The organism is Sphingobacterium lactis, assembly GCF_051951495.1.
Lineage (GTDB): Bacteria > Bacteroidota > Bacteroidia > Sphingobacteriales > Sphingobacteriaceae > Sphingobacterium > Sphingobacterium lactis_A.
Genome location: NZ_JBNHAS010000005.1, coordinates 227,821 through 252,731, shown reverse-complemented (window position 1 = coordinate 252,731; position 24,911 = coordinate 227,821). Strand labels below are relative to the sequence as shown.

The window sequence follows — 24,911 nt, the reverse complement described above, 5'->3', positions numbered from 1 at the left end:
CTTAACTTAGGGAAATGGAGAATATCTACCTCTTTTCAGGATTAGGCGCTGACCGCCGAGTTTTTGCCAATTTGGATCTTTCGGGTTTCCAAGTGATCTATGTAGATTGGTTGAAACCAAGACCTGCTGAGGCCTTAGAGAGTTATGTTTTCCGATTGGCAGAGCATTATCAAATTCCAAAACAAGGAGCCAATGTATTGGGAGTTTCCTTTGGAGGTATGTGCATTGCCGAGCTAGCCAAATACTACGATTTCAAAAAGACCATTTTGATTTCTTCGGCAAAAACAAAAGATGAACTCCCTAAGTTATTAGGGATATCCAAATTACTTTCCTTACATAAATTATTGCCCGATGCAGCAACAAGTTCGACTTCGTTGAAAGTACTGTCTTGGTTATTCGGTGCTAAGTCTGATGAGGATAAAAATCTCTTACAAGCCATTTTGAAAGATACTGATCCTGATTTTCAGCGATGGGCAGTGGATAAGATTGTGCATTGGGAAAACACACAAACGCCAGCCAATTGCTTGCACATTCATGGAGATAAAGATCATTTATTGCCTATTCAATATGTGGATTACTCCATTCGGATAAAGGGTGGAGGACATTTCATGGTTTGGAATAAAGCTGCAGAGTTATCCTTTCCCATTAGAAACTTCTTACTTTAGTTTACAAGTGGCTTGTATAGGTCATTCTTGCGTAAATTGTCCCTAAATAGCCATTTATCTTTTTGAATTCTATTACCTTTGCTGCCACTATGGCGACAAAACTCTATAACCCATTTCTGGATTTTCATTTTGACAACAAGACCTGTTTCCTTACTGGTCAAGCATTGGATTCCGATAAGGATCATATTCAAGTCTTTCCAGAATGGATGATGGACTCCTTCGATTTAGCTGATAAGCCCTTTAAAATGCTGGATGAAAGCATGACGACTTATGGTCAATTGCAATTGCCTTGTACGCCAGAAGTGGCTGAGAAGTTTCATGCATTGGAAGCTCGAATTCAAGAAGCTGCTCAGAATGGATATGAAGGGATGAAAGCTATTCCGCAGTTGGAGCTATTTCAATGGATCGGTAAGATGCTATATGGGGTTGTGTTTAATGAAATTCAGGTAGGCATACGACAATCTTTTCTCTCTGGTGAGCAAATGAATTTCTCCCAAGCATTGGTGCAGAAATTTAAAAACTTGCATGCCATGTTGCAGTCGATTTTGGTGCCAATGGAATTTGAACATAAGAATCCATTTAGTGTAGAGGTTTTTCCTGTAGATAATGCCGAAAATACCTTTATGTATCGAGATGAGATCAACACCCTGATTTATTCGTTAAGAATGGGTGATTTTGGACTTATCGCTACTTTACAAGACAATGGAACCCATGCTATTTACCACGAGGAAGTCCTGGAAAAAGTAAAGGGCCATAGGCTTCATCCAATTCAGTTTGAAGAGATCTGTGCGCGATATTTTTATTCGGCTTATTTGTTTAACCGTTTGCCGGAATACACTTATATGGAAGTTCCAGAGAAGGTTTTCGTGGAACCTATGCCATTAAATGATTGGACGATGAAACCAATCTTTGATAATTGGCAGGTTAAAACTTACGGTCAAGTGCTGGAGAATTTCTGGAAGCCTTGGGGATTTACCTTGTTTGAGATTATCAAAAATCCTGATAGTCCGATGAGTTTTATTCAAGATGAGGAAGGGAATTTTAGAAGTTCCATTGATCTTCCAAAGGAATAAGTGAAAAAGACTTTTCGGAGAAATTCGTATCTTTATTAGAAAAAGGAGGGGATATGCGTTATTTGATTATGTTGATTTGCTTGAGTTTATCAAGTTTCGCTTTTGGGCAAAAGACCGATACAGTGGATACAAGGATTGTATTTTCTGTGGATCGCTTACCGGAATTTAAAGGTGGTTCTGCAACTTGGCAACAGTTCCTTTCCAGAACAATAGACTTGAACAGGACTTTAGAGGAGATGGACAGTACCCAATATGTAGATTTTGGAGTTCGTCAAACGGCAATTTTAGAGTTTACAGTTTGTGAGGATGGTTTGGTATGCGATATTAAGGTCTTGAATAAAGATAAGATTAGTCCAGCTTTTGCTGCTGAGGCTGTCCGTGTAATGAAGAAGTCACCAAAATGGCAACCTGCCATGAAGGATAATAAGCCTGTAAGAACAAGATTCAGACAGAATATTGTTGCGGTATTAGAAGAATAAAAAACTGATCTTCTATATTGGCCTCAAGAGATAAAACAACAGAGCCAACAAATTTATGTATTTGTTGGCTCTGTTGTTTTTATACTGTAATGACCTGCTTTCGATAAACTTGGATACTACATCTCAAGTTTAAGGAATCGACCAGTTTCACTGCCTTTTTGTTTTATTAAGCCTTCTGGTGTACCTTGGAATAATACCTTTCCACCATCTTTACCACCTTCAGGTCCCATGTCGATAATCCAATCAGCAGCTTTGATCATATCCATATTATGTTCAATAATCATCATGCTATTACCTCGATCAACTAAACGATTGATAACACCCAAAAGAACATTCACATCTTCAAAGTGTAAACCTGTAGTTGGTTCATCTAGAATATAGAAAGTTTTACCAGTATCTTTCTTAGAAAGTTCAGTAGCAAGTTTTACACGTTGCGCTTCACCACCCGATAAAGTCGTTGAAGATTGTCCTAAAGTAATATAGCCTAATCCCACATCTTGTAGGGTTTTAATCTTTCTATAGATGGAAGGGATGTTTTCAAAGAAAACTACCGCTTCATCAATGCTCATGTCCAGGACATCGGAAATGGACTTTCCACGGTATCTCACTTCCAAAGTTTCTCTGTTATAACGCTTTCCATTGCAAGTTTCACAAGGAACTTGAACATCAGGAAGGAAATTCATCTCGATAATCTTCATCCCTGCACCTTGGCAAGTTTCACATCGTCCTCCTTTTACATTGAAGGAGAAACGACCTGGTTTATATCCGCGAATCTTCGCTTCTGGTAACTGAACATACAATGCTCGGATATCAGAGAATACGCCAGTATAAGTAGAAGGGTTAGAACGTGGCGTACGACCAATCGGTGATTGATCAATCTCAATTACCTTGTCAATATGCTCAAGACCTTCAATCTTAGAATATGGTAAAGGCTTAGCCTTTGCACGGAAGAAGTGATGATTTAAGATAGGATAGAGGGTACTAGTAATTAAACTGGACTTTCCAGAGCCTGATACGCCTGTTACAAGAATTAGTTTACCCAAAGGGATATCTATGCTTACATTCTTTAGGTTATGCCCTTTAGCGCCCTTTAACGATAGCGTATTGCCATTTCCTGCTCTTCTTTCCTTAGGCGTTGCGATTTCTTTGGTTCCGTTCAAGTAATCGGTAGTCAAGGTATGTGCCTTCATCAATTGTTTTGGAGTACCTTGAGCAACCACCTTTCCACCAAAAACACCGGCAGCTGGCCCCATGTCAATCACATAATCAGCATTCATAATCATGTCCTTATCATGTTCTACAACCAATACGGTATTTCCGATATCACGCAGGTTCTTCAACGCATTAATTAGGCGCTCATTATCACGTTGGTGAAGACCAATACTAGGTTCATCCAGAATGTATAAAACATTCACCAATTGAGATCCAATTTGTGTGGCTAGACGAATCCGCTGTGCTTCTCCACCTGATAGTGTTTTTGAACTACGATTTAAAGTCAAGTAATTCAAACCTACATCCAATAAGAAACCGATTCTTGTTTTAATCTCTTTGACAATTTCTGTGGCAATGATATTTTGTCGCTCCGATAAACGCGTTTCAATACCTTGAAACCATTCATTTAATGCAACAATATCCATATCCGCTAATTCAGCAATATTCTTCTGATCAACCTTAATGTGTAAAGATTCTTTTTTTAATCGAGCACCATGACAAGATGGACAGACCACTTGCGTACGGAATTCCTCTAAAGACTGACTATCTTCCTGATATTTGGCACTCATTTCCTCCAACATCTTAAAGATGCCTTGAAACTGAATCTGGTATTCTCTAGCTCCGTAAGAGCCATAAGAAACCGTTAATCCAATAGGTTCTTCACCACCAAATAATAACATGTCAATTGTTTCTTCCGAAAGCTTGTCAATCGCTGTTGTTAAGGAGAAATCAAATTTCTTAGCAACAGCTTTTAAGACAGCAAAAGTCCACGATTCCCGAACGGGACCTAAAGGAAAAATTGCACCTTTCTGAATACTTAAGCTGCGATCAGGGATAACTATTTTTTTGTCTATTTCGTAGATATATCCTAGTCCGTCACATTGCGGACATGCTCCGTAAGGAGAGTTGAACGAAAAGGAATTAGGTTGTGGTTCATCATAGGAGATACCGGATTCTGCATCCATCAAATACCTACTGAAGAACTGCTCTTTATTTTCTTTATTGGCAATCTTAATAATCCCTTTTGAGGTTTTTAAAGCTTGACCAATACTGTCGAATAATCTTTTACGGGAACTAACTTCCACGATAACACGGTCCACAACAATTTCAATATCGTGGATCTTATACCGATCAACCTGCATTTTAGGTGCAATATCTAGTATTTCTCCATCGACACGAACCTTGGTGTAACCCTGCTTACGGATCTGTTCAAATAGTTCGCGATAATGTCCTTTACGACCTTTGACAACAGGAGCCAAGATGTAGATGCCCTCACCGTTAAAGTCATTTAGAATACGGTCTGTAATTTCATCATCAGACATACGCTCCATTTTCTTGCCAGTCACATAGGAGAAAGCTTCTCCAATACGTGCATACAGCAAACGTAAGAAATCGTAAATCTCGGTGATAGTACCTACTGTTGAACGCGGATTCTTGGAAGTTGTCTTCTGTTCAATGGAAATTACCGGACTTAATCCCGAAATTTTATCCACATCAGGACGCTCCATACCTCCTAAAAACTGACGGCTATAAGCCGAAAATGTCTCCATATAACGGCGCTGTCCTTCGGCATAAATGGTATCAAATGCTAGCGAAGATTTTCCACTACCACTCAATCCAGTTATTACTACCAATTGATTTCTAGGAAAGGATACGTCTATATTTTTTAGATTGTGAACTCGAGCACCAAATACTTCTACCTCGCTTTGGTCCCCAAGGTCTACTGTTTTTCGTTGGGCCATTAATGTCGTCATTTGCAAGGGGCAAAGTTACAGATTTTTAGTGGGCTTACGATATGACCTTTTGGTTAATCTTTGATTATGAGAGCAAAATGAAAAGTATTACCTTTATTTAACAAATCTAACTATTTTGAAGAAACTCGACGTCAGTAAGCATGAAAGGGAAATTATTGAGGATGCTTTAAAACATTGGCAGGAACAAGAACTATTGGATGCTGAAAAAGCCAAAGTATTACAGGGTAATCTGGATGATAAAGGTTTTGAATGGGGGATGCTTGCACGTTATGCCTTCTGGATAGCGCTGGCTTCATTAATCTTTTCTGTTGTTTCGTTATTCTCTGACGGCTATCTATCAGATCTGGTGGAACGATTTTATGAAACTCCTAATGTAGTGTTCTGCCTAGGCTTTGCAGCCATCGCTGTATTTTTCTATACCTTAGGTTTTCGAAATAAAGCCAATAATCCGGATAAGAACTTCTCCAATGAAACGCTGATGTTGGCTGGTGCATTTGCAACAGCGGCAAGTATAGGTTTCCTTGGTCAGATTCTGGATCGTAATGAAAACCATTATACCTTGATGTTCCTCTTATCCATCTTGATCTATGGGGTACTGGCTGTAAAGATTAAATCCAAACTGCTTTGGGTATTTACCTTAGTGGCACTAGGTATTTGGTTTGCTACTGAAACCGCTTACCATAGCAATTGGGGATTCAAATTCTGGGGGATGAATTATCCTTTACGATTCACCATATTCGGAGCTTTATTGACAGCATTTGCTTATTTCATCCAACCTAAGATCAAAAGCATTGATTACTTCCAATCCACCAGCTTTGTGGTTGGCTTGCTCTATACCATGATTGCCCTTTGGTTATTATCCATTTTTGGTAACTACAGTGACTTTGACAAATGGTCTTCAGTAAGACAATATGAAATCTTCTATTGGGGATTATTGGGAATAGGGGTTTCCCTAGGCTTGGCCTTATACGGCATGAAAACCAAAGACCATGCTGCTCGTGATATCGGATTTGTATTCTTTATCCTAAATCTCTACACCCGCTTTGTAGAATACCTTTGGGATAATATAAATAGAACCATTTTCTTCTTGTTGTTGGCAGTCTCCTTCTGGTTTGTAGGACGATGGGCAGAAAGCATCTGGAAGAAGAAACCAAAGGTGTGAGACCGCTGCGCTATTAGATATGAGATGTTAGACCGCTTCGCTATTAGATGTGAGATATGAGATAGTAAAGAAATTTCATTAGGTTTTTTTTAGATTGTAAGCTCGAAGTATAGCTGGTCATTAATATATTGCTGCCGTTCTTCGATTTTTGTCGATGCATTCATCGCCCGATCAATATCAATCAAAATCATTATAACATAAAAAAGCCACCTTAAGGTGGCTTTTAATATTTAAAGATATTCTTTAGAATCTTATAAGTGGATTACTTCACCGTATGCATCAGCTACAGCTTCCATAATTGCTTCGCTCATGGTTGGGTGAGGGTGAACTGCTTTTAACACCTCATGTCCTGTAGTCTCCAATTTACGAGCTACAACAACCTCAGCGATCATTTCAGTTACATTAGCACCAATTAAGTGAGCTCCTAGGAATTCGCCATATTTTGCATCGAAGATTACTTTTACAAAACCATCTTTTGCTCCAGCAGCAGATGCTTTACCAGATGCTGAGAATGGGAATTTACCCACTTTGATCTCATATCCTGCTTCTTTAGCTGCTTTTTCTGTGAATCCAACAGAAGCGATCTCTGGTGTACAGTAAGTACATCCAGGGATGTTGTTATAGTCAATAGGATCTACATGTAGTCCTTTGATTTTCTCCACACAAGTGATACCTTCAGCAGAAGCAACGTGTGCTAAAGCCTGTCCTTTAACGATATCTCCGATAGCATATACACCATCGATATTTGTTTTGTAGAAATCATCTACTAAAACACGTCCTTTATCAGTTTTAACACCAACTTCTTCCAAACCTAAGTTCTCGATATTAGGTGTAATACCTACTGCAGATAATACTACTTCAGCTTCGATAGTTTCTGTTCCTTTGTCAGTTTTGATGCTTACTTTACATAAGTCACCTTTGGTGTCAACGGATTGAACTTCTGATTTAGTTAGGATATTGATACCTGCTTTTTTCAGGGATTTCTCTAATTGTTTTGATACCTCTTCGTCTTCTACAGGAACAATGCGGTCCATAAATTCAACGATAGTAACTTTAGTACCGATAGCGTTGTAGAAATAAGCAAATTCTACACCGATAGCACCAGAACCAACAACTACCATAGATTTAGGTTGTTGTGAAAGATTCATTGCTTGGCGGTAACCGATGATTTTCTTGCCATCTTGAGGAAGATTAGGTAATTCTCTAGAACGAGCACCTGTAGCAAGGATAGTGTGTTTAGCAGTATATTCTTTTGTAGAACCATCTTCAGCTTTCACTTCGATTTTACCACCTTTTTTAATTTTCGCAGTACCCATGATCACGTCGATCTTGTTTTTCTTCATCAAGAATTGGATACCCTTACTCATTCCTTCAGCAACACCACGACTTCTCTTTACGATTGCTCCGAAGTCTGCTTCACCACCGTTAACTTTAATACCGTAATCGGCAGCATGGTTTAAGTATTCAAATACTTGTGCACTTTTAAGAAGCGCTTTGGTAGGAATACAGCCCCAGTTAAGACAGATTCCGCCTAATGATTCACGTTCAATAATGGCCGTTTTGAAACCTAATTGTGAGGCTCTGATCGCCGCAACGTATCCGCCAGGACCACTACCAATAACAATAATGTCGTAATTCATAAATATTAAGTGTCGTTATGTTTGCAAAATACAATTCCTCAAAAGTACGCATTTTTTTATTTAGTGCAGTCATTACTTTTTTCTCAAAAACCCGCCTATTTATTCAAATATGTCATTTCGAGGTCACTTCCGCTAGAATCATTTCCTTTCCAAGGTGCATTTCCCTTTCTTTGCGCTGACTAATAGTATCATGTATGTTAAAAACACTTCAAATTTCCGCACTTATTGAAGCGATCTCCGCTATTTTACTGTTTTTTGTTGCTATGCCTTTAAAATACATCTTCCATAACGATACCATCATGCGTCCTGTAGGAATGGCTCACGGTGTGTTATGGATTATTTTTGTGGTATTATTAATCGCATGTTGGAGCACATATAAATGGTCTTTCAAGAAATTCGTAAAGTATTTTATTTTCGGGACTCTACCAGTATTATCCTTTTGGGTAGAAAAAGACCTTAAGAGAGAATTAAATGCACAAAAAGAAGCGGCTTAATCCCGCTTCTTCATATCCTTCTCAATGCCCATGTAGGCATAGGTAATTTCTGTTTTACCATGAGGAGTCGGTACGCCATCCTTATCCAAATTGACAAATACCAATTTATCAATGGAGAGGATGGTCATTCTGCTAATCTTATTCCTCACCACACAACGCATCGTTAATGATGTCCGACCGAAGTCAATAGCCTCAATCCCCAATTCGATAATATCACCCTGCTTAGCTGCACTCTCAAAGTTAATCTCCGAGATATACTTCGTCACTACATGCGGATTACCTAACTGTACAATAGCGTAGATTACAGCCTCCTCATCTATCCAACGCAATAAGGTGCCCCCAAATAATGAACCATTTGGATTCAAATCCTCAGGCTTCACCCATTTCCTAGTGTAAAAGTTCATGTTGTCGTTTTATTAATATTCGATTGCTTTAAGATAAGAAGATGCAAGATAAGTATCAAAAGTTTTTGTATTAACCTGTTGATGCATGTATCAAGCCAATATCAAATAGTTCTTTGCTCCCATTGAAATCAAAACAAAGATTTCCTACATCCCACATCTAACAACGCAGCGGTCTCAAAAAAAGACTCCCGATTGAATCTCAATCGGGAGTCTTTTTTTATTTCACAACGCTTACGCGTGGATTGCTCTATTAGAAGTAGCAGCAAGAGCTGCCTCTTTGAATGCTTCTGTGAAAGTAGGGTGAGCATGACAGATTCTACCGATATCTTCTGCAGACGCGCGGTATTCCATAGCTACCACCGCTTCAGCAATCATATCTGCAGCACGTGGACCAATCATGTGTACACCTAAGATTTCATCTGTATCAGCATCAGCAAGTACTTTGATGAAACCATCGGTATCACCAGATGCCTTTGCACGTCCAGATGCTTTGAATGAGAAGCTTCCTGATTTGTATTTCTTACCTTCTTCTTTCAATTGCTCCTCTGTTTTACCAACAGATGCAACTTCAGGCCAAGTATAAACTACACCAGGGATTAAGTTATAGTCGATATGTGGTTTTTGACCAACGATACGTTCAGCTACATAGATACCTTCATCTTCAGCTTTGTGAGCTAACATGGCACCTTTAATAACATCACCGATAGCATAAACACCTTCAACAGAAGTTTCCAAGTGATCATTTACTGGGATTTTATTTCCACGCTCTTCAGGTTTAATACCGATGTTCTCTAAACCTAGACCTGCAGTATAAGCCGTTCTACCAACAGCAACGATACAGTAATCGCCTTCGATTTCTACAGCTTGACCTTTTGCATCTTCAGCCGTTACAATAACTTTTTTGCCTTTAGTAGCTGCACCAGATACTTTATGACCCAATAAGAATTCCATTCCTAAGTTCTTTTTCAAGACACGTTGTAATTCTTTACCTAAGCCAGCATCCATTGTTGCAATGATAGATTTAGCATATTCTACCACGGTAACTTTAGAACCTAAGCGTGCATATACCGATCCTAATTCTAAACCGATAACACCACCACCAATAACGATTAAGTTCTTTGGAACTTCTGTTAGGTTTAATGCTTCAGTAGAAGTAATGATACGTTTTTTGTCAACAGGTAAGAAAGGTAATGCTGTAGGTTTAGAACCTGTTGCAATGATGATGTTTTTACCTTTGATTTCTTCTGTAGCACCATCTTCTTTAGTGATTTTGATGGTGTTTTTATCTACAAATGAACCAACTCCTTGGAAGCTGTCGATTTTATTTTTCTTGAAAAGGAAAGTAATACCAGCGGTATTTTGGGCAATGACATCGTTTTTACGATCGATCATCTTTTTCATGTCCAACTTAAGGTTGCTTAAGCTGATACCGTGCGCTTCAAAATTGTGCGCCGCATTGTGGTAGTGCTCTGAAGAGTCTAATAATGCCTTGGATGGGATACAACCTACATTTAGACAGGTACCACCAAATGTGCTATATTTCTCGATAACTGCTGTTTTTAAGCCTAATTGGGCACAACGGATAGCGGCAACATAACCACCTGGACCACTACCGATTACGATTACGTCGTATTGCATAGAATTCGGATTTGTTTTATCCGACAAATTTAGTATTTAAAAGCATATTAAGCGAAGCATTTTTCAGATAATAACAGGCAATCGTATGCATGTACCCGTATTTTACAACATATCTAAGTCAAATTTTTACCGCAACAAAAAAGGGGAGCCTTTTTAGCAAGACTCCCCTTTAAGTATTTTATCCTTAGAATGGAATTGTTGGAATTATTCCGCAACAATTTGTCCATTCATAATGCCATAGTGGCCAGGGAAACTACATAAGTAGGTGTAAACCCCTTTTTCTAAAGTGAACGTGATTTTATCTTGCTCACCTGGACCTAACAATTTTGTATGTGCAACGATCGATGATAAAGAGGATTTAGGGATGTACTCGTTGTCCGAAGCAGCAGCAGCCTCAGCTCCAAAAGTCGCTTTGTCTACACCTGGTTTTAATACAACGATGTTATGACCCATTGATTCCTTTGGTTGAGAACCTACATTTTTTAAGGTCAATTCAACTGGCTCACCCGCTTTTACACGAATCAAGTTGATGTTAAATTGCATTTGGTCATTACCTTCAACTGTCCATTGGTTGGAAAGCGTAACATTTTCAATTCCCGGAACAGTTGTTTCTGCAGCTTCACTAGTTTCCGTAGAACTTGCTGTTTCGTTAGTTGCAGTTTCAGTTTTCTTTTCCGAGTTTCCACCACATGATGCCATTCCAATTGCGATGGCTAATGCTGGAACAAAAAATAATTTCTTCATAGCTGATTGTTATATATTTTTAACGAATTTACTATTAATAATCCATTAATGCACTTTTTACCCTCATTAGGGTGTCAAATTCATGTTTTTATTCTTGGTAGTAACCGCAATTATCTTCTGGTATAATTCAATTGGGTCAAATGGTTTCCCAATCACACCATCCGCGCCTGCACGATAAGCTGCCGCTTGTTCATGCTCCAACACCGATGCTGAAATCGTAATGATAGGAATACCATGCTTCTCCGGAGCACTGTGATTCTTTATCTCTTTAATGGCCTCAAAACCACTCATGATTGGCATATGCGTATCCATCAAGATCAAATCGTAATTATTATGCTCCACTTTCTCCAATGCCAATTGCCCATTCTTTACGATATCTACCTCACAGTTCCAACTGCGAAGCATATGTGCCAGCATAAAGGAGTTCAAGTCATTATCCTCAGCAACCAAAACACGCATGTCATTGAACTTAGGGAAACTATTGTATGTTGGAACCTCTTTATTTTTATCCTCAATTTCTTTTGATGACGATTCAAACCAACCCTCAAAATAAAAGGAAGATCCTTCGCCATACACGCTTTCAGCACCAATATTACCATTTAGTAGATTGGCAAGTCGTTTTACAATTGCCAAGCCTAAACCAGTACCTCCGAATTTTTTCGTAATACCATCATCCGCTTGCTCAAATGCCATAAAGATTTTCTCTACGGATCCTTCCTTGATCCCAATGCCCGTATCTTTTACCGTAAATCGAAGGCGATGATTATTGTTTCTCCTCTCCACTTCGGTAATAATCAGATCAATAGAACCCTTTTCCGTAAATTTCAAGCTATTGGAAATAAAGTTGCTGATAATCTGTTGTAAACGCAGAGAGTCGTAACGTATATATTGGGGAACGGATTCCTCGACCTGAATCTGGAAATCCAACTGTTTATGGTTCGCCTTGATCTTAAAGATGCGTTCGATATCCTCGATCATTTTTGTCAAAGAGAAATCTTCGTATTCTATCTTTAACATCCCTGAATCAATCTTCGAGAGATCAAGAATGTCATTGATGATGAGCAATAAAGATTGTGAGGCATTATCAAGTCGTTTCAACCAATCCTTTTGTTCATTAGATAGTTCCGAACTTTTGAACATGTGCATGATGCCCATAATGCCATTTATCGGCGTACGGATCTCATGACTCATATTCGCTAGAAAGATTTCCTTTGATTTACGTGCTTGTATGGCTTCTTCCTTTGTTTTTAGCAATTCCATACGTGACTCTTCCAGTTCCTTATTCTTTTTGATAAGTTCCTGTTGGATCAAGATTTGTTGAACAAAGGATTTAACTTTTGCTATGGTAATTTCCGGGTTTAGGGGTTTGTAGAGGTAATCTACCGCACCACTTTCCAAACCTTGAAGCAGGTATTTGTCTTCTTTGGAAATAGCTGTAACCATGATTGCCATGATATGGCTTGTTTTTGGATTTGATTTCAACAAGGAAACAAATTCAAAACCATTAATATCGGGCATTTGAACATCGACCAAAGCAATGGAGATGTCATCTTTCCAACAGATTTTCAAAGCCTCATTAGGATCCGTAGAACTGATGATATTGATATGCTCAACATCCTGCAGTAGCGCATGTAAGCTAATGATATTTTCTTCCTTATCGTCTAATATCAATATGTTGATTGGTTTCATGTTGTGTATTAAGTAATAGATCTGAAAAAACTGATTATATGTTCGTTGGGAAAAGCTATAGCATGTTTTACCATGGATAATCCACTATTAGGCATCGTATCTATCACGGCCTCTTTTGGATCTTGTACATAACATACAGCTCCTGCTTCTTCTAATAATTTTAATCCTTTTGCACCGTCCGTATTGGCTCCCGATAACAGAAAAGACGTCGTTTCTTTAGCGTACAACTCAGCCAATGATTCAAAGAATACATCGATGGATGGTCGGGAAAATTGTACAGGTTCCGAGATGTCTAAAGAGAAATGCATGCCTGGTTCTGCTAATGTATGATATCCAGGAGGGGCAAAATAAATGTTATTTGCCAGAATAGGATATTTGTCTTTAATGGAAATGACATTACGTTTCAAACGTTTGGACAGACTGCTCTCTATTTTCGTTTCATATTTTGAGTTTCGATGTAGCACGATAATGATAGCGGCTTGGAATTCATCCGGAAGATTTTCCAAAATCTCCACAATTAATTCATAGGCTCCTGCCGAACCCCCAATAGCATATATGTGATTTGCCAATGAATCCATCTCTATTTTATTTTTTGATAGATATTAAATTCCTTGTCTACCACTTTGAAATTTGCCATTACCGGATGTTTCAATATCGTTTCTTTAGTTCCTAAACATAGGAATCCAAACAAAGCTAAAGACTCATAGAACAAATTTATGACCCTTTCTTGTAATTCCAAATCAAAGTAAATCAGGACATTCCTACAGGTAATTAAGTGAAATTCATTAAATACCTGATCGCTTGCTAAATTGTGAGTAGAAAATAAAATGTTCTGCCGGATGTCGTGATTGATAATGGCTGCTTCATAGCGAGCGGTGTAATATTTGGAAAGGCTTTCCTTCGAGTTGTAAGCATTGAAATTGTCGGAGTAATCCTTGAATTTACGTAATGGATAAATACCCTTCTTTGCAATGTCCAAAACTTTACTATTGATGTCTGTTCCATAGATAAAGGAACGATCATATAGGTTGTTTTCCTTTAACAATATGGCTAATGAATAGACTTCCTCACCTGTAGAACAACCTGCACTCCAAATCTTTATACGCGGAAAGGTTTGAAGATAGGGGATAATCTCGGTATTCAAGCGGTTGAAGAATGCAGGGTCTCTGAACATTTCCGTCACATTGACGGTCACTTCTTGAATGAAGAATTGTTGAAATCCAGGGATATTGATTAGAGCATTCTTTAAGTCCACAAAATCCAAACTCTCTAAATTCATTATCCGTTGAATTCTGCGCTTTAAAGAAGACCTTGTATAGCCCGAAAGATCGAAATCTGATACGTTTTTTAACAAAAATATCAATTCCTCAATCTCAGGAAAGGTGATATCATATGTCACTTTTAACTCAGCCATACTTGCATTAATGATACTAATCGATCTAAATCAATTGGTTTACTTACGTAATCGTTGGCTCCAAGTTCAATGGATTTCTCGCGATCGCCTTTCATTGCTTTCGCTGTAACAGCGATTATTGGTAAGTTGTTATATTTTTTGTTTTTGCGAATTTCCTGTATAGCTTCATAACCATCCATTTCCGGCATCATAATATCCATCAATACGATGTCGATTTTCTTCTCCGGGTTATCAACCAATTGCACAGCCTCTAAACCATTGTTCGCAATCTCTATCTTCATGTTGTACTGTTGTAATGATGAGGTCAATGCAAATACATTACGCATGTCATCGTCTGCAATTAGAACCGTTTTGTTCTCCAATACACTTGCACCGAAGTTCTCTTGGGGATCAATCTTGTCCAGATTCTTAATCGGACTATATGCCGGGGTTGCTAATTTATTCAAGAACAAATTAACTTCATCAATCAGTCGATTATTGGATTTGCTGGATTTTAAAACCATGGACTGTGTGTGACGTAAAATACGCTCGGTCTGTTCGGTCGTCAAATCGTAAGCCGTATTGATGATGACAGGCAATTTCTCAAATTCTGGATTTGCCTTAATCCTATCCAACATCTCCAAACCACTACCATCAGGTAACTTAATGTCCAAAATAATGCAGTCTAAATTCTTTTCCTGCTCTAGTTTTTTCATCCCTGATTCAATGGTAAACGCCTGAATCACATTAATGTTTTGCTCAGCGAATGCCTTTTTGATGAGGTCACTTTGAAATTCTTGATCCTCAATCAACAGGATTTTCTTCAGTTCTTTATTGATGTTTATCTGAATATTTTCAAATGCTGAGGCTATACTTTCTTCGGTCACTGGCTTGGACATAAAGCCAATGGCACCAGACTCTAAGAAATCCTTTTTATCAAAATTAGCCGCAGACATCATGTGTATAGGTATGTGCTTTGTGGCGGGGTCATTCTTAAGTGTTTTTAATACCTGCCATCCATCTGCCAAAGGTAGCATCACATCCAATATGATTGCATCCGGTTGTTTCTGCCTAGCCATTTGGATCCCTGCAATACCATCATAAGCATTCATGGTGTGGAAACCAAAACCTGTAGAAAAGCCTTTCAAAATATCGGCGAAATTGACATCATCTTCAATGATCAAGATGCTTTTTCCTTCTGCTTTCTCTTTGATTTCTGTCTTTTCTGAAGATATTGGCTCTGCTTTGATCGCTGGTTTAGCTTCTTTTTTCGATAAATTGGAAATTTCTCTTTCTATCTTAGTTTCCTTTTGTACCTCTTGTTCTTCAGTATTAGGAACTTCGGCCAGATAAGGGATTATTAACGTAAAGGTACTTCCTTCGCCAAGAGCACTTTGAAGTGAAATTCGGCCATTAAGTAAGGAAGATATTTCTCTTGAAATTGAAAGTCCTAATCCGGTTCCGCCGTATTTGCGGCTAGTAGAACCATCTTCTTGGCGGAAAGCCTCAAATATTAATGCTTGTTTATCTTCCGAGATACCGATTCCTGAGTCTCGAACCGAAAACTGTAGATTGCCTGACTGCTGACTAATTGTTAAATCAATTTTCCCCTTCTTTTCCGTGAATTTAAAAGCATTTGATAAGAAGTTTTTAAGCACCTGTTCTAGTCGATATTCATCCGTCACAAAATGTTCTGGAGCCTGCGATATGTCAATATCGAATTGAATGGACTTCTCTTTTGCCAATTCCTTGAACAAGGATTCAATATTTAAAGCAAATGCACGAGTCTGAATCTGTTCCTTCATCATCTCCACTTTACCTGACTCAATCTTCGCCAAATCCAATAACTCATTAATCAATTGCAATAAGTCAGAGCCGGCATTGTGGATAACGGAAGCATATTTTGTTTGCTCTTCGTTTAGGTTCTTCTGCTTATTGTCTTGAAGAAGCTTAGCAAGAATCAAAATACTATTTAAAGGAGTTCGCAATTCATGGCTCATATTTGCCATAAATTCAGACTTATATTTACTCGCTTGCTCGACTTCAACAATTTTCTGCTCCACGATATTATGCGCTTCATTTAACTCTAAGTTCCGGCGTTCCAATTCGGCAGCTTTCTCATTTAGTTCTTTATTAGCTTGCGACAGTTCCTCTTGTTGAACACGAAGCTCCTCTTCAGATGCTTCCAGTAAGTTCGTTTTATAAACCAACTCTTCATTGGTAATGCGAAGTTCTTCTTGTTGTGCTTCCAGCTCTTCTGTTTGTCTTTGGGTTTCGGTTAATAATTCTTCAACCAAAGCATGATTTTGTCTGGAGTGCAATGTTGATCCAATAGATTGTGTTGTACGATCAAGATAATTTAAGATACTCTCTTTTTTATCTTCCGGAAAGGAACCTATTATTTCCAATACTCCGATACAATAATCTTCATTTATAATTGGGAAGATAATAACATCGGCCTCTAAATTTTTTATCGTACCGGTTTGAATATGAGTCCTGTTGAGATCTTGAACGGGCAAGATCTGAGGTTTTTTCTCTTCAGCAACTGCACCAAGAATGCCATCACTCATTAAAAATTGATTGATCGTCTCTTTGTTTTCCAATCCCTTACTGTACCGCAGTGTAAATTGATAGGAGTCAATTTTGCGGACATAAAAGGCTGCTGCATAAAAATTCACAACATCAGCAATAAAATTTACGGAGGTTTTCGCGATGTCCTGTTCGCTCAGAAGACCATTAATTTGATTGTGGATTTTGGATGAGTTCTGTAGTACCCAATTGACATCCTCCAATTGCTTGGTGGTTTCCATCAGATTCTGGTTAAGATCTCGTCCACGTCTACCTGTCTTCCGTAAATGTGCTAGGATACGCATAGTCTGCAAGAGCACCAATAATATCACAAGAAGGGAGAATATGCCAAAAATGACTGTATATCTTCTGGTCTTATCCAGGTTTTTATGACCTTCTGCTACTTTGTCTTTTCGACGTTGAACAACCTCATTGGTGATTTTATTGCTTACTTCAACAATTCTTTCTTGCTCTTCAGCTAATCGTTGTGGGACATTATTGAGGTTCTGAATCACTTGATTTTTTTCTTCAAAAAATGAAGCACTCATAGCTTTTGCATCCGCCAAAGCAGCAATCGGTTTATCAATTAGTAGATCCTTTTCCTCCAGTTTTTTTAAACTATTGGAGATTTGATCTTTAAGTTGATCCTCTACAATGCTGTTTTGTTGACTTTGAAGATTTTTATACTTGGAAAACTTCTGAATAGCAATTTCCCATTGCTGGATCTCATTAAATTTTTCTTGTGAAAGCGTCATATATTCATCTACTTGAGAGGAATATGAATTCTGTTTATCCAAGAAAAACCAAAATGAAAATATAATGATGAGATAGGCAACGATGGTACTACCTATAAACTGCCACCTTAATAAACTGAGTTTGTTCATGTCTCGTTAATAATAGCTTGATATTAAAATCAAAAAACTTGGCTTAGCAACAATAAACGATGTTGTGGATTTCAAGTTTAGATCTGAAGTGCAGCTAACTGCTTTGTTTGTTTTAAAATGTTAAGTAATAAGGCACATAGTACTAGGTTGAAACGCTAAAAATGAAAAACACTATTTTCTAACCTTTCATTCAAAGTATGGAATTTATGCGAAAAATTGCTACAAAATTCTAAATTTTTGTTTAAACTTTTACTTTCATTTCCAAATTTTTTAATAATTAATTGGTTGTTGCGATAAAAACAAAACTTATTCGATAATCCTTGTATCATGTTTATTTAAAATTTTATGGTTTTGTGGAGACTTCGAAATTAGTAAAGTGTTTTTTGATAGAGCAGAATGGCAAGTTGCTTATGGATTCTCGAAATATTTATTATCTTTAGTTACATAAAAAAATTATTAATCCTTATTACATGGAAGCACCTGTTCAATTAATTCTTATTATTATCGGTTCCGTAATTGGTATTTTCGTATTGTTATACCTATTACCCTTAAATCTTTGGTTTACTGCCCAATTATCCAATGTTAAAATCAGTTTATTGAATTTGGTGTTGATGCGTTTGCGGAAAGTATCGCCTGCTTTAGTTACCAATGCGATGATTACTTCTACAAAAGCAGGATTAAAAATTACAAGTAATGAAATTGAGACGCATTATTTAGCTGGAGGTAATGTCAATAAAGTAATCAAAGCATTAATCTCCGCAGATAAAGCGAATATCCCTTTAGATTTTAAATTAGCAACGGCGATCGACTTGGCTGGTCGTGATGTATTTGATGCGGTGCAGTTATCTGTAAATCCTCAGGTTATCAATACACCTCCAGTTGCTGCGGTAGCTAAAGATGGTATTCAGTTAATTGCTAAAGCACGTGTAACCGTTCGCGCGAATATCAATCAATTAGTCGGAGGTGCTGGTGAAGAGACCATCTTAGCACGTGTTGGTGAAGGTATTGTAACTACAATTGGTTCTTCAACCAATCATAAAGAAGTATTGGAAAATCCAGATCGTATTTCTAAAACAGTTCTTGCCAAAGGACTAGACTCCGGGACTGCATTTGAAATTCTTTCTATTGATATCGCTGATATCGATATCGGTGAAAACGTTGGTGCAAAACTACAGACAGACCAAGCAGAAGCGGATTTGAAAGTAGCGAATGCTCGTGCAGAAGAACGTCGTGCGATGGCGGTAGCTACCGAACAAGAAATGCGTGCTAAGGCACAAGAAGCTAAGGCGAAGGTAATTGAAGCAGAATCACAAGTACCACTTGCTATGGCTGAAGCTTTTAGAAATGGTAATCTTGGTGTCATGGATTATTATAAAATGCAAAACTTACAAGCGGATACCGATATGCGTACTTCCATATCAAAACCAAATGGCCCTGAAAAGAAATAATTAGTACCCATCTTAAAAATATAGAAATGCCCATAGCAAAATCATTGCTATGGGTATTTTTCATGAAATCTAACTGCTTGTCTCAAATACCTTCCTTTATCCTTAGATTGTATTTCAGTTTAAGATAGCCTGATTTCTGTAGTGAATTTCTGTGGTCTTTTGTCTGTTATCTGACGTCTCTCATTAGGGTTGAATTCGATACACTTTCGGATCTCCTTTGGAACTTGTTCGGATCTCCTTCGGATCTCGTTCGGTTCCGACCGAACGAGATCCGAAGGAGATCCCTGTCAGATCCTTAGAAATTCCGTAGGGTTCTCGAAGCAATATCAAGCCATATATACAGCAATATCAATTCAAATAGGGAGAGTTCCAAAAGTTGGTATGGGCTGCTTAGCATTCGTTGCTTTAATTTAAGGTGAAAATATTTGCAAATAGCAGATGGAAAATTGGATTTTCTGTAAAAAGAAAAAACCCTGACGATGGGCGCCAGGGTTTGATACTAACCAATTATAAACCTAAATTATGAAAAGACAATTTTAAATTAATTCTACGTTACCGCTGAATTGTTCCACAAAAGTACAGCAGAAATTGGTAACTGCAAAGCATTTGGACAAAAAAGTTGCATGAGCAACCATAATCTGACAATTCTCTGATTTATCTGTTTGAACAGATAAGGGAATGGCTGTTTTTGATTAATTAAAGGGTAAATTGGATCGAAAAACTTTCCTTACATTTGGGAAAAATGCGAATATGATTTTTCAAAAGCTCAAACAAATTAAAGCGGTTATTTTGGATGTTGATGGTGTCATGACAGATGGATCCATTCATGTGACAGAGGAGGGGCATCAATTGCGGACTTTCTATGTCAAGGATGGCTATGCTATGCAATTAGCTATTAAACGTGGTTTGCCAATTTGGGTAATTTCGGGTGGACGATCGGAAGGGGTTCGCAAGCGTATGCTTGGATTAGGAATCACCGAAGTGCATTTAGGTGTAAGTGATAAATTAACCCTTTTGCAAGATTTGATGAGTAAATATAATTTGATTAAGGAAGATTTGTTGTATATGGGAGATGATCTTCCGGATTTTGAGGTGATGCAAGCAGTAGGATTTGCTTGTTGTCCTTCGGATTCCATTGAAGAAATTAAGGAGATTAGTCATTACATGTCGCCATTTGCTGGTGGCAAAGGAGCAGTTCGAGATATCTTAGAGAAGGTTATGAAGCTGCAAGGGATTTGGAGTGTAGAAACCAGCATTAAAAGTATCTAATGATTTTACAAGAACGTTTGAAAACAATCGACGTGATCTTAGGGTCTAAATCACCTCGCAGAAAGGAATTGTTGTCTGATATGGACATAGCCTTCAAAGTTGAAGTTCGCGAAACAGATGAAAGCTATGACCCTAACTTAAGTCCGATTCAAATTGTACAATATATCGCTGATGCTAAATTAGCAGCATTCCCTTCGGATGAATATGCTGATAAATTAGTTATCTGCGCAGATACCATCGTCTTAGATGAAAAGGGAGCAGTGTTGGGCAAACCAAAAGACCTAAAAGAAGCAAAGGAAGTCATTCAAGGTCTATCTGGAAAAATGCACTGGGTCTATACCGCAGTTTCCTGCGCTTACCAAAATCAATTTATTCGCTTTGTAGAAGAAACCCAAGTTTGGTTAAACAACCTTTCTGAAGCGGAAATCGAATATTACGTGCAAAAATATCAGCCATTGGATAAAGCCGGCTCATACGGGATCCAAGAATGGATCGGTAGAATCGGAATAGGAAAGATTATCGGCTCCTATGAAAATGTCATCGGCCTACCAACCGCTAGGTTGCAAGTGGAATTGAAGAAATTGGTTTAGATATGAGACCGCTTCGCTATTAGATGTGAGACCGCTTCGCTGTTAGATGATGTTATTGGGTTGGATTTTTCCGTTTCATGTAGGGGCGATGCATGCATCGCCCGCATAACAAAATTAAATTTTCACAATTTACAACTCAGAGCAAAGTGAAGAGTCTCTACTTCCTCCCCACAAGATCTTGTCATCCTGAATCGAAGATGAAGGAACCTTAAGCTATACACTTCAGAAAAAGTAAATTAGTTGTAATAGATTTAGTTATAGGGCGGTCGAAGCATGCTTCGACCCTACGGTTATGGTGGTTAATTGTACGGATGTTTGTGGGGCGATGCATGCATCGCCCGGTTCCACGTTTTTCAATTATCACATCCAGATACAAAAACATTGTACAGTTTGTAGTTCCTAAGTCTTCGATTTAGGATGACGGATTTGGTAGGGGAGAAACAAAGATTCTTCGCTTCGCTCTGAATTGGAAGTTGCCTATTTTTTATCCAGCCATCCTTATCCAAATACCCCCAATCCAACCCTTTAATCTACAAAAAAAAGACCCATGGTTTTTCCGCCATAGGTCTAAATACTAAATACTTTCTACTAAATACTACTCAATACTATTCTAGCTTACAAGCAGTTTATAGCCTTTACCATGTACATTGACAATTTCGACACTAGGGTCTTCTTTGAGGTATTTTCTTAATTTACTTAAGAAAACGTCCATACTACGGCCAGTGAAATAATTGTCATCGTGCCAGATTTTGATCAATGCCTCTTCACGGGTCAGGACATCGTTCTTCTTCAAACATAATAATCGGAGCAATTCTGCTTCTTTGGTGGAAAGCTTTTGCTGTTGTCCTTTGAAGGAGATAATCTGACTGGTATAGTCGAAGAAGTATTCACCGATTTCAAATTTGTCCGATATTTCTTCTTCCTTGTCTTTGGATGCACGTTTAAGTAGTGCATTGATCCGAAGAAGCAGTTCTTCAACACGGAAAGGCTTCGTGATGTAATCATCACCACCAAGCTCAAAGGCTTGGGTTTTATCTTCCATCATGCCTTTTGCTGTAGCATAGATGATGGGGATAGTTTGATTGATCTTGCGAATATCTTTTCCTAAAGAGAAGCCGTCTTTTTTAGGCATCATGACATCTAGGATGCAGAGGTCAAATTCCTCCTTACGAAAAGCTTCCATCGCTTCCTGTCCATCGACGCAAAGTACGACATCAAACTTTCCTTTTAACTCCAAATAGTCTTTGAGTAACTCCCCCAAATTTGGGTCATCCTCTGCTAATAATATCTTTTGATTCATAAATTTTCAAGCTATATAGTTTAAGATACCTCTTTTTAGGAGTTTCTTAATGGTAAAATCACTTCAAATTGTGTGCCTTTATCTTTTTCAGACTTCACGGTTATCCTTCCGTTTAATCTTTTGATGATATCATTCACATAACTTAGGCCTAGTCCAAATCCTTTTACATTGTGGATATTTCCTGTAGGGATACGGTAAAATTGGTCAAAAATCTTCTCTGCCTGATCCTTCGTCATCCCTATCCCTTTATCAGAAACAGATATCACAATATTTTTTCCACGGTTTAAGGTACGGAAGGTAATTTCAGGTTTCTCCTTGCTATATTTTATGGCATTGTCCACTAGATTATACATGACATTCGATAAATGTAGTTCATCCCCAATCACGATATCTTTTTTGGCATCCAGGTTAATTTCCAAGGTGCCACCGGCTTTTTCCAACTGTAATTTCATGCTTTCCAATACGCCATTTGCCAGCGTATTGATATGCACATTTACCCGTTCAATTTTTAAGTTTTCTTTTTCAAGACGAGCAATATTCAATACCCGTTCAATGTGTGAGCCTAAGCGTACATTTTCATCGTAAATAATGTTAGCAAGTTTGTTGACACGTTTTTCATCTGACGATATCTCTGGATCTCTTAAAGATTCACTGGCAATCATAATGGTCGCCACTGGCGTCTTGAACTCATGTGTCATGTTGTTGATGAAGTCAGTTTTCATCTCGGAGATCTTCTTCTGTCTAAAGATAATCATCAATGTATAGGCGAAACTGCCAATTAATAATCCAAGTAGGGCAAGAATGGTAGGGAATAACCAGTAACCCATGTTGCTGGCAATAATGCTATCCTTATTTGGGAAATAAATCCCCAATTCTCCAGGTGACTTTCCTTGATCACCTTGGAATAATTTTGTTTTATAGATAATCGGGTTATTGATTTTTTCAAAATCTTCATTGTTGATCAGGTGTACTTCTTGAAATACCAAAGGAGAATTTTTAGAAGTCTTTACCTGCAATACGAATGAGGAATTGATTCCACGCTCTGCTAATTCATCTACCAACAATTGCTTAACGATCTGACGGTTTAAGCGTTGCTCTAAGGGACGTTTGGTCAGTTCGAGTCCGAATGCTGCGTCTTGAACAACCGAGCTCTTCTTGCCACTTAGAACAGCCACAGAGTCGAAGAGGCTGGATGCCTTGTCTAGATTAACATTATTCATCTTGACAAGCTCTTTTTCTAATTGAATTATGCTTGAGATTATTTTATTATTCGTTTTTGGTGGTAGAGTTACCCATTGGAAACTGCTTGCACGATCATCTCCTGGTAGAAATTTAGGTATGATGTATCTTGAGGAATCATCACGTGCTCGAATTACAGAGGTTTGTTTCACTGCATCTACTCGAGGGAATGTTCTAATGCTGCCATCTGGCATTCGGATTTTTTCTAACCAAATGAGGAGTTGAGGATTAGCCTTACTCCGAATATAGGTTTCAAAGAAATCATTGTCGATGGGGATGTTCATGAAGTTGCTGTTCAACTCCCTTTCCGCATCATTGAATCTTTGTTCATAGTCAAATAATTCAACTTGCAATTTCTTAATACGCTCTTGGTATTCGACTTGTTTCGCTAAAATAAGTTGCTTCTGTTCTTGTGCTTTTTGATTTTCTATAAATTGTTTTTGATTCTTTCTTTCCTGTTCTTGAGCAAAATCATAGATCTCTTGTTGCTCCAGTTTATTGGCAACGGTAGCTAAAGATGCTTTTACAGCATCGTCAAATATTTTGGATTTTTGTCGGAAAGATTCACGGACAAAGTAATACTGCATTGCCATCACGGCAATAAGCGCGATGGACATCAGCCAAATGATCAATGCAATACTTCTTTTCTTCATTTGTTACAAAAGTAATAAGGGAAATCAGCTAATTTACTCATTTAACACAATTTAACAGCGCATTAAGGCGGTTTTGATCTGCTTGTTGTTAAATTCGTATATTACTTTTACCAAAGAAGCTGAATATGAAACCATTTGTAATAACCATACTTTCCTTGATTTTTGGAATCTCATTGACATATGCTCAAAATAAGGAAAAAAAGCAGGAGAACAAATCCATTAACCTGGATTTGACAACAAAAGCCAATAATAAACTCTTGGCAGGCTCGGAGATCCAACCATTGGAGCTAAAAGATGCAGGTTCGGTAAATGTTCTGAAGCCTGTGGGTGCCATAAAAACGGTTGATAATGTTAATTTGAGACTTATTCCAAATGCATATAACAACAGAAATGGAAAGGATGACTCCATCATCTTGCAAAAGAAATTGGATCCAAAAAGTAGTGTGAAGATGCCGGGGACAGAGAAATTAACTCAGCCAGCTCGAAAAGTTGATACTTTAAAGGTTGTGCCTTTAAATGATATTAAGAAATAAAAATAGGTCAAAAAAATGTACCTTAAAAATGAAAAGCCAACAGGAATTCCTGTTGGCTTTTCTATTAATGATTATTTTTA

Annotated in this window: 20 protein-coding genes; 9 read left to right on the top strand and 11 right to left on the bottom strand. The window is 38.0% G+C overall.

The genetic code is table 11. The features are described 5' to 3' along the window. Positions 1 to 14: 14 nt before the first annotated feature. The 3 genes from ACP6L2_RS16645 (at position 15) to ACP6L2_RS16635 (ending at position 2,217) form a co-directional block, all read left to right on the top strand. On the top strand, positions 15 to 665 hold the full coding sequence (locus ACP6L2_RS16645) for an alpha/beta fold hydrolase (protein WP_440510386.1): 651 nt from the start codon (positions 15 to 17) through the stop codon (positions 663 to 665). Between the two features lie 89 nt (positions 666 to 754). Then, on the top strand, positions 755 to 1,738 hold the full coding sequence (locus ACP6L2_RS16640) for a hypothetical protein (RefSeq protein ID WP_440510385.1): 984 nt from the start codon (positions 755 to 757) through the stop codon (positions 1,736 to 1,738). 53 nt (positions 1,739 to 1,791) lie between these two features. Further along, positions 1,792 to 2,217, top strand: a complete 426-nt coding sequence (locus tag ACP6L2_RS16635; RefSeq protein WP_440510384.1) for an energy transducer TonB — start codon at positions 1,792 to 1,794, stop codon at positions 2,215 to 2,217. 116 nt (positions 2,218 to 2,333) lie between these two features. Here ACP6L2_RS16635 and uvrA read toward each other — a convergent pair whose 3' ends face one another. Beyond that, complete coding sequence (uvrA, locus tag ACP6L2_RS16630; protein ID WP_440510383.1) at positions 2,334 to 5,183, bottom strand: excinuclease ABC subunit UvrA; 2,850 nt, start codon at positions 5,181 to 5,183, stop codon at positions 2,334 to 2,336. Between the two features lie 115 nt (positions 5,184 to 5,298). On the opposite strand from uvrA, the gene ACP6L2_RS16625 reads away from it, so the two are divergent. Next, on the top strand, positions 5,299 to 6,345 hold the full coding sequence (locus ACP6L2_RS16625) for a DUF2157 domain-containing protein (RefSeq protein ID WP_440510382.1): 1,047 nt from the start codon (positions 5,299 to 5,301) through the stop codon (positions 6,343 to 6,345). 251 nt (positions 6,346 to 6,596) lie between these two features. Here the strand turns inward: ACP6L2_RS16625 and lpdA (ACP6L2_RS16620) are convergent, their stop codons facing one another. After that, positions 6,597 to 7,985: a dihydrolipoyl dehydrogenase gene (lpdA, locus tag ACP6L2_RS16620; protein ID WP_440510381.1), complete on the bottom strand. Its 1,389-nt coding sequence runs from the start codon at positions 7,983 to 7,985 to the stop codon at positions 6,597 to 6,599. 194 nt (positions 7,986 to 8,179) lie between these two features. Here lpdA (ACP6L2_RS16620) and ACP6L2_RS16615 point away from each other — a divergent pair, with 194 nt between their 5' ends. Then, entirely contained in the window at positions 8,180 to 8,479 is a 300-nt protein-coding gene (locus ACP6L2_RS16615) for a DUF3817 domain-containing protein (RefSeq protein ID WP_440510380.1), read from the top strand. Here ACP6L2_RS16615 and ACP6L2_RS16610 read toward each other — a convergent pair. From ACP6L2_RS16610 to ACP6L2_RS16580, 7 genes are all read right to left on the bottom strand, one after another. Then, positions 8,476 to 8,883, bottom strand: a complete 408-nt coding sequence (locus tag ACP6L2_RS16610; RefSeq protein ID WP_344675107.1) for an acyl-CoA thioesterase — start codon at positions 8,881 to 8,883, stop codon at positions 8,476 to 8,478. The genes ACP6L2_RS16615 and ACP6L2_RS16610 overlap by 4 nt on opposite strands. 231 nt (positions 8,884 to 9,114) lie before the next feature. Then, on the bottom strand, positions 9,115 to 10,521 hold the full coding sequence (gene lpdA, locus ACP6L2_RS16605; RefSeq protein ID WP_440510379.1) for a dihydrolipoyl dehydrogenase: 1,407 nt from the start codon (positions 10,519 to 10,521) through the stop codon (positions 9,115 to 9,117). A 204-nt stretch (positions 10,522 to 10,725) separates the two neighbouring features. Then, on the bottom strand, positions 10,726 to 11,265 hold the full coding sequence (locus ACP6L2_RS16600; protein ID WP_440510378.1) for a plastocyanin/azurin family copper-binding protein: 540 nt from the start codon (positions 11,263 to 11,265) through the stop codon (positions 10,726 to 10,728). Positions 11,266 to 11,331: 66 nt separating this feature from the next. Further along, positions 11,332 to 12,954, bottom strand: a complete 1,623-nt coding sequence (locus ACP6L2_RS16595) for a response regulator (protein ID WP_440510377.1) — start codon at positions 12,952 to 12,954, stop codon at positions 11,332 to 11,334. 8 nt (positions 12,955 to 12,962) lie between these two features. Beyond that, the gene (locus tag ACP6L2_RS16590; protein WP_440510376.1) at positions 12,963 to 13,523 is read right to left on the bottom strand and encodes a chemotaxis protein CheB; all 561 of its coding nucleotides are present in this window, start codon (positions 13,521 to 13,523) and stop codon (positions 12,963 to 12,965) included. 11 nt (positions 13,524 to 13,534) lie between these two features. Continuing rightward, entirely contained in the window at positions 13,535 to 14,368 is an 834-nt protein-coding gene (locus ACP6L2_RS16585; protein WP_440510375.1) for a CheR family methyltransferase, read from the bottom strand. Then, on the bottom strand, positions 14,356 to 17,799 hold the full coding sequence (locus tag ACP6L2_RS16580; protein WP_440510374.1) for a response regulator: 3,444 nt from the start codon (positions 17,797 to 17,799) through the stop codon (positions 14,356 to 14,358). The genes ACP6L2_RS16585 and ACP6L2_RS16580 overlap by 13 nt, the downstream gene beginning before the upstream one ends. 470 nt (positions 17,800 to 18,269) lie before the next feature. Here ACP6L2_RS16580 and floA point away from each other — a divergent pair, with 470 nt between their 5' ends. From floA to ACP6L2_RS16565, 3 genes are all read left to right on the top strand, one after another. Then, positions 18,270 to 19,247 (top strand): flotillin-like protein FloA, encoded by a 978-nt coding sequence (gene floA, locus ACP6L2_RS16575; RefSeq protein WP_344675097.1) that lies wholly within the window; start codon positions 18,270 to 18,272, stop codon positions 19,245 to 19,247. 750 nt (positions 19,248 to 19,997) lie between these two features. After that, positions 19,998 to 20,516: a KdsC family phosphatase gene (locus ACP6L2_RS16570; protein ID WP_440510373.1), complete on the top strand. Its 519-nt coding sequence runs from the start codon at positions 19,998 to 20,000 to the stop codon at positions 20,514 to 20,516. Beyond that, positions 20,516 to 21,106, top strand: coding sequence for a Maf family protein (locus ACP6L2_RS16565; protein WP_440510372.1), 591 nt, complete (start codon positions 20,516 to 20,518; stop codon positions 21,104 to 21,106). The genes ACP6L2_RS16570 and ACP6L2_RS16565 overlap by 1 nt, the downstream gene beginning before the upstream one ends. Positions 21,107 to 21,716: 610 nt before the next feature. Here the strand turns inward: ACP6L2_RS16565 and ACP6L2_RS16560 are convergent. Together ACP6L2_RS16560 and ACP6L2_RS16555 are read right to left on the bottom strand one after the other, a co-directional pair. Beyond that, the gene (locus tag ACP6L2_RS16560) at positions 21,717 to 22,406 is read right to left on the bottom strand and encodes a response regulator transcription factor (RefSeq protein ID WP_344675093.1); all 690 of its coding nucleotides are present in this window, start codon (positions 22,404 to 22,406) and stop codon (positions 21,717 to 21,719) included. Positions 22,407 to 22,441: 35 nt separating this feature from the next. Beyond that, complete coding sequence (locus tag ACP6L2_RS16555) at positions 22,442 to 24,298, bottom strand: sensor histidine kinase (RefSeq protein WP_440510371.1); 1,857 nt, start codon at positions 24,296 to 24,298, stop codon at positions 22,442 to 22,444. A gap of 125 nt (positions 24,299 to 24,423) precedes the next feature. Here ACP6L2_RS16555 and ACP6L2_RS16550 point away from each other — a divergent pair, with 125 nt between their 5' ends. Further along, positions 24,424 to 24,831, top strand: a complete 408-nt coding sequence (locus ACP6L2_RS16550; RefSeq protein WP_440510370.1) for a hypothetical protein — start codon at positions 24,424 to 24,426, stop codon at positions 24,829 to 24,831. Positions 24,832 to 24,911 lie beyond the last annotated feature (80 nt).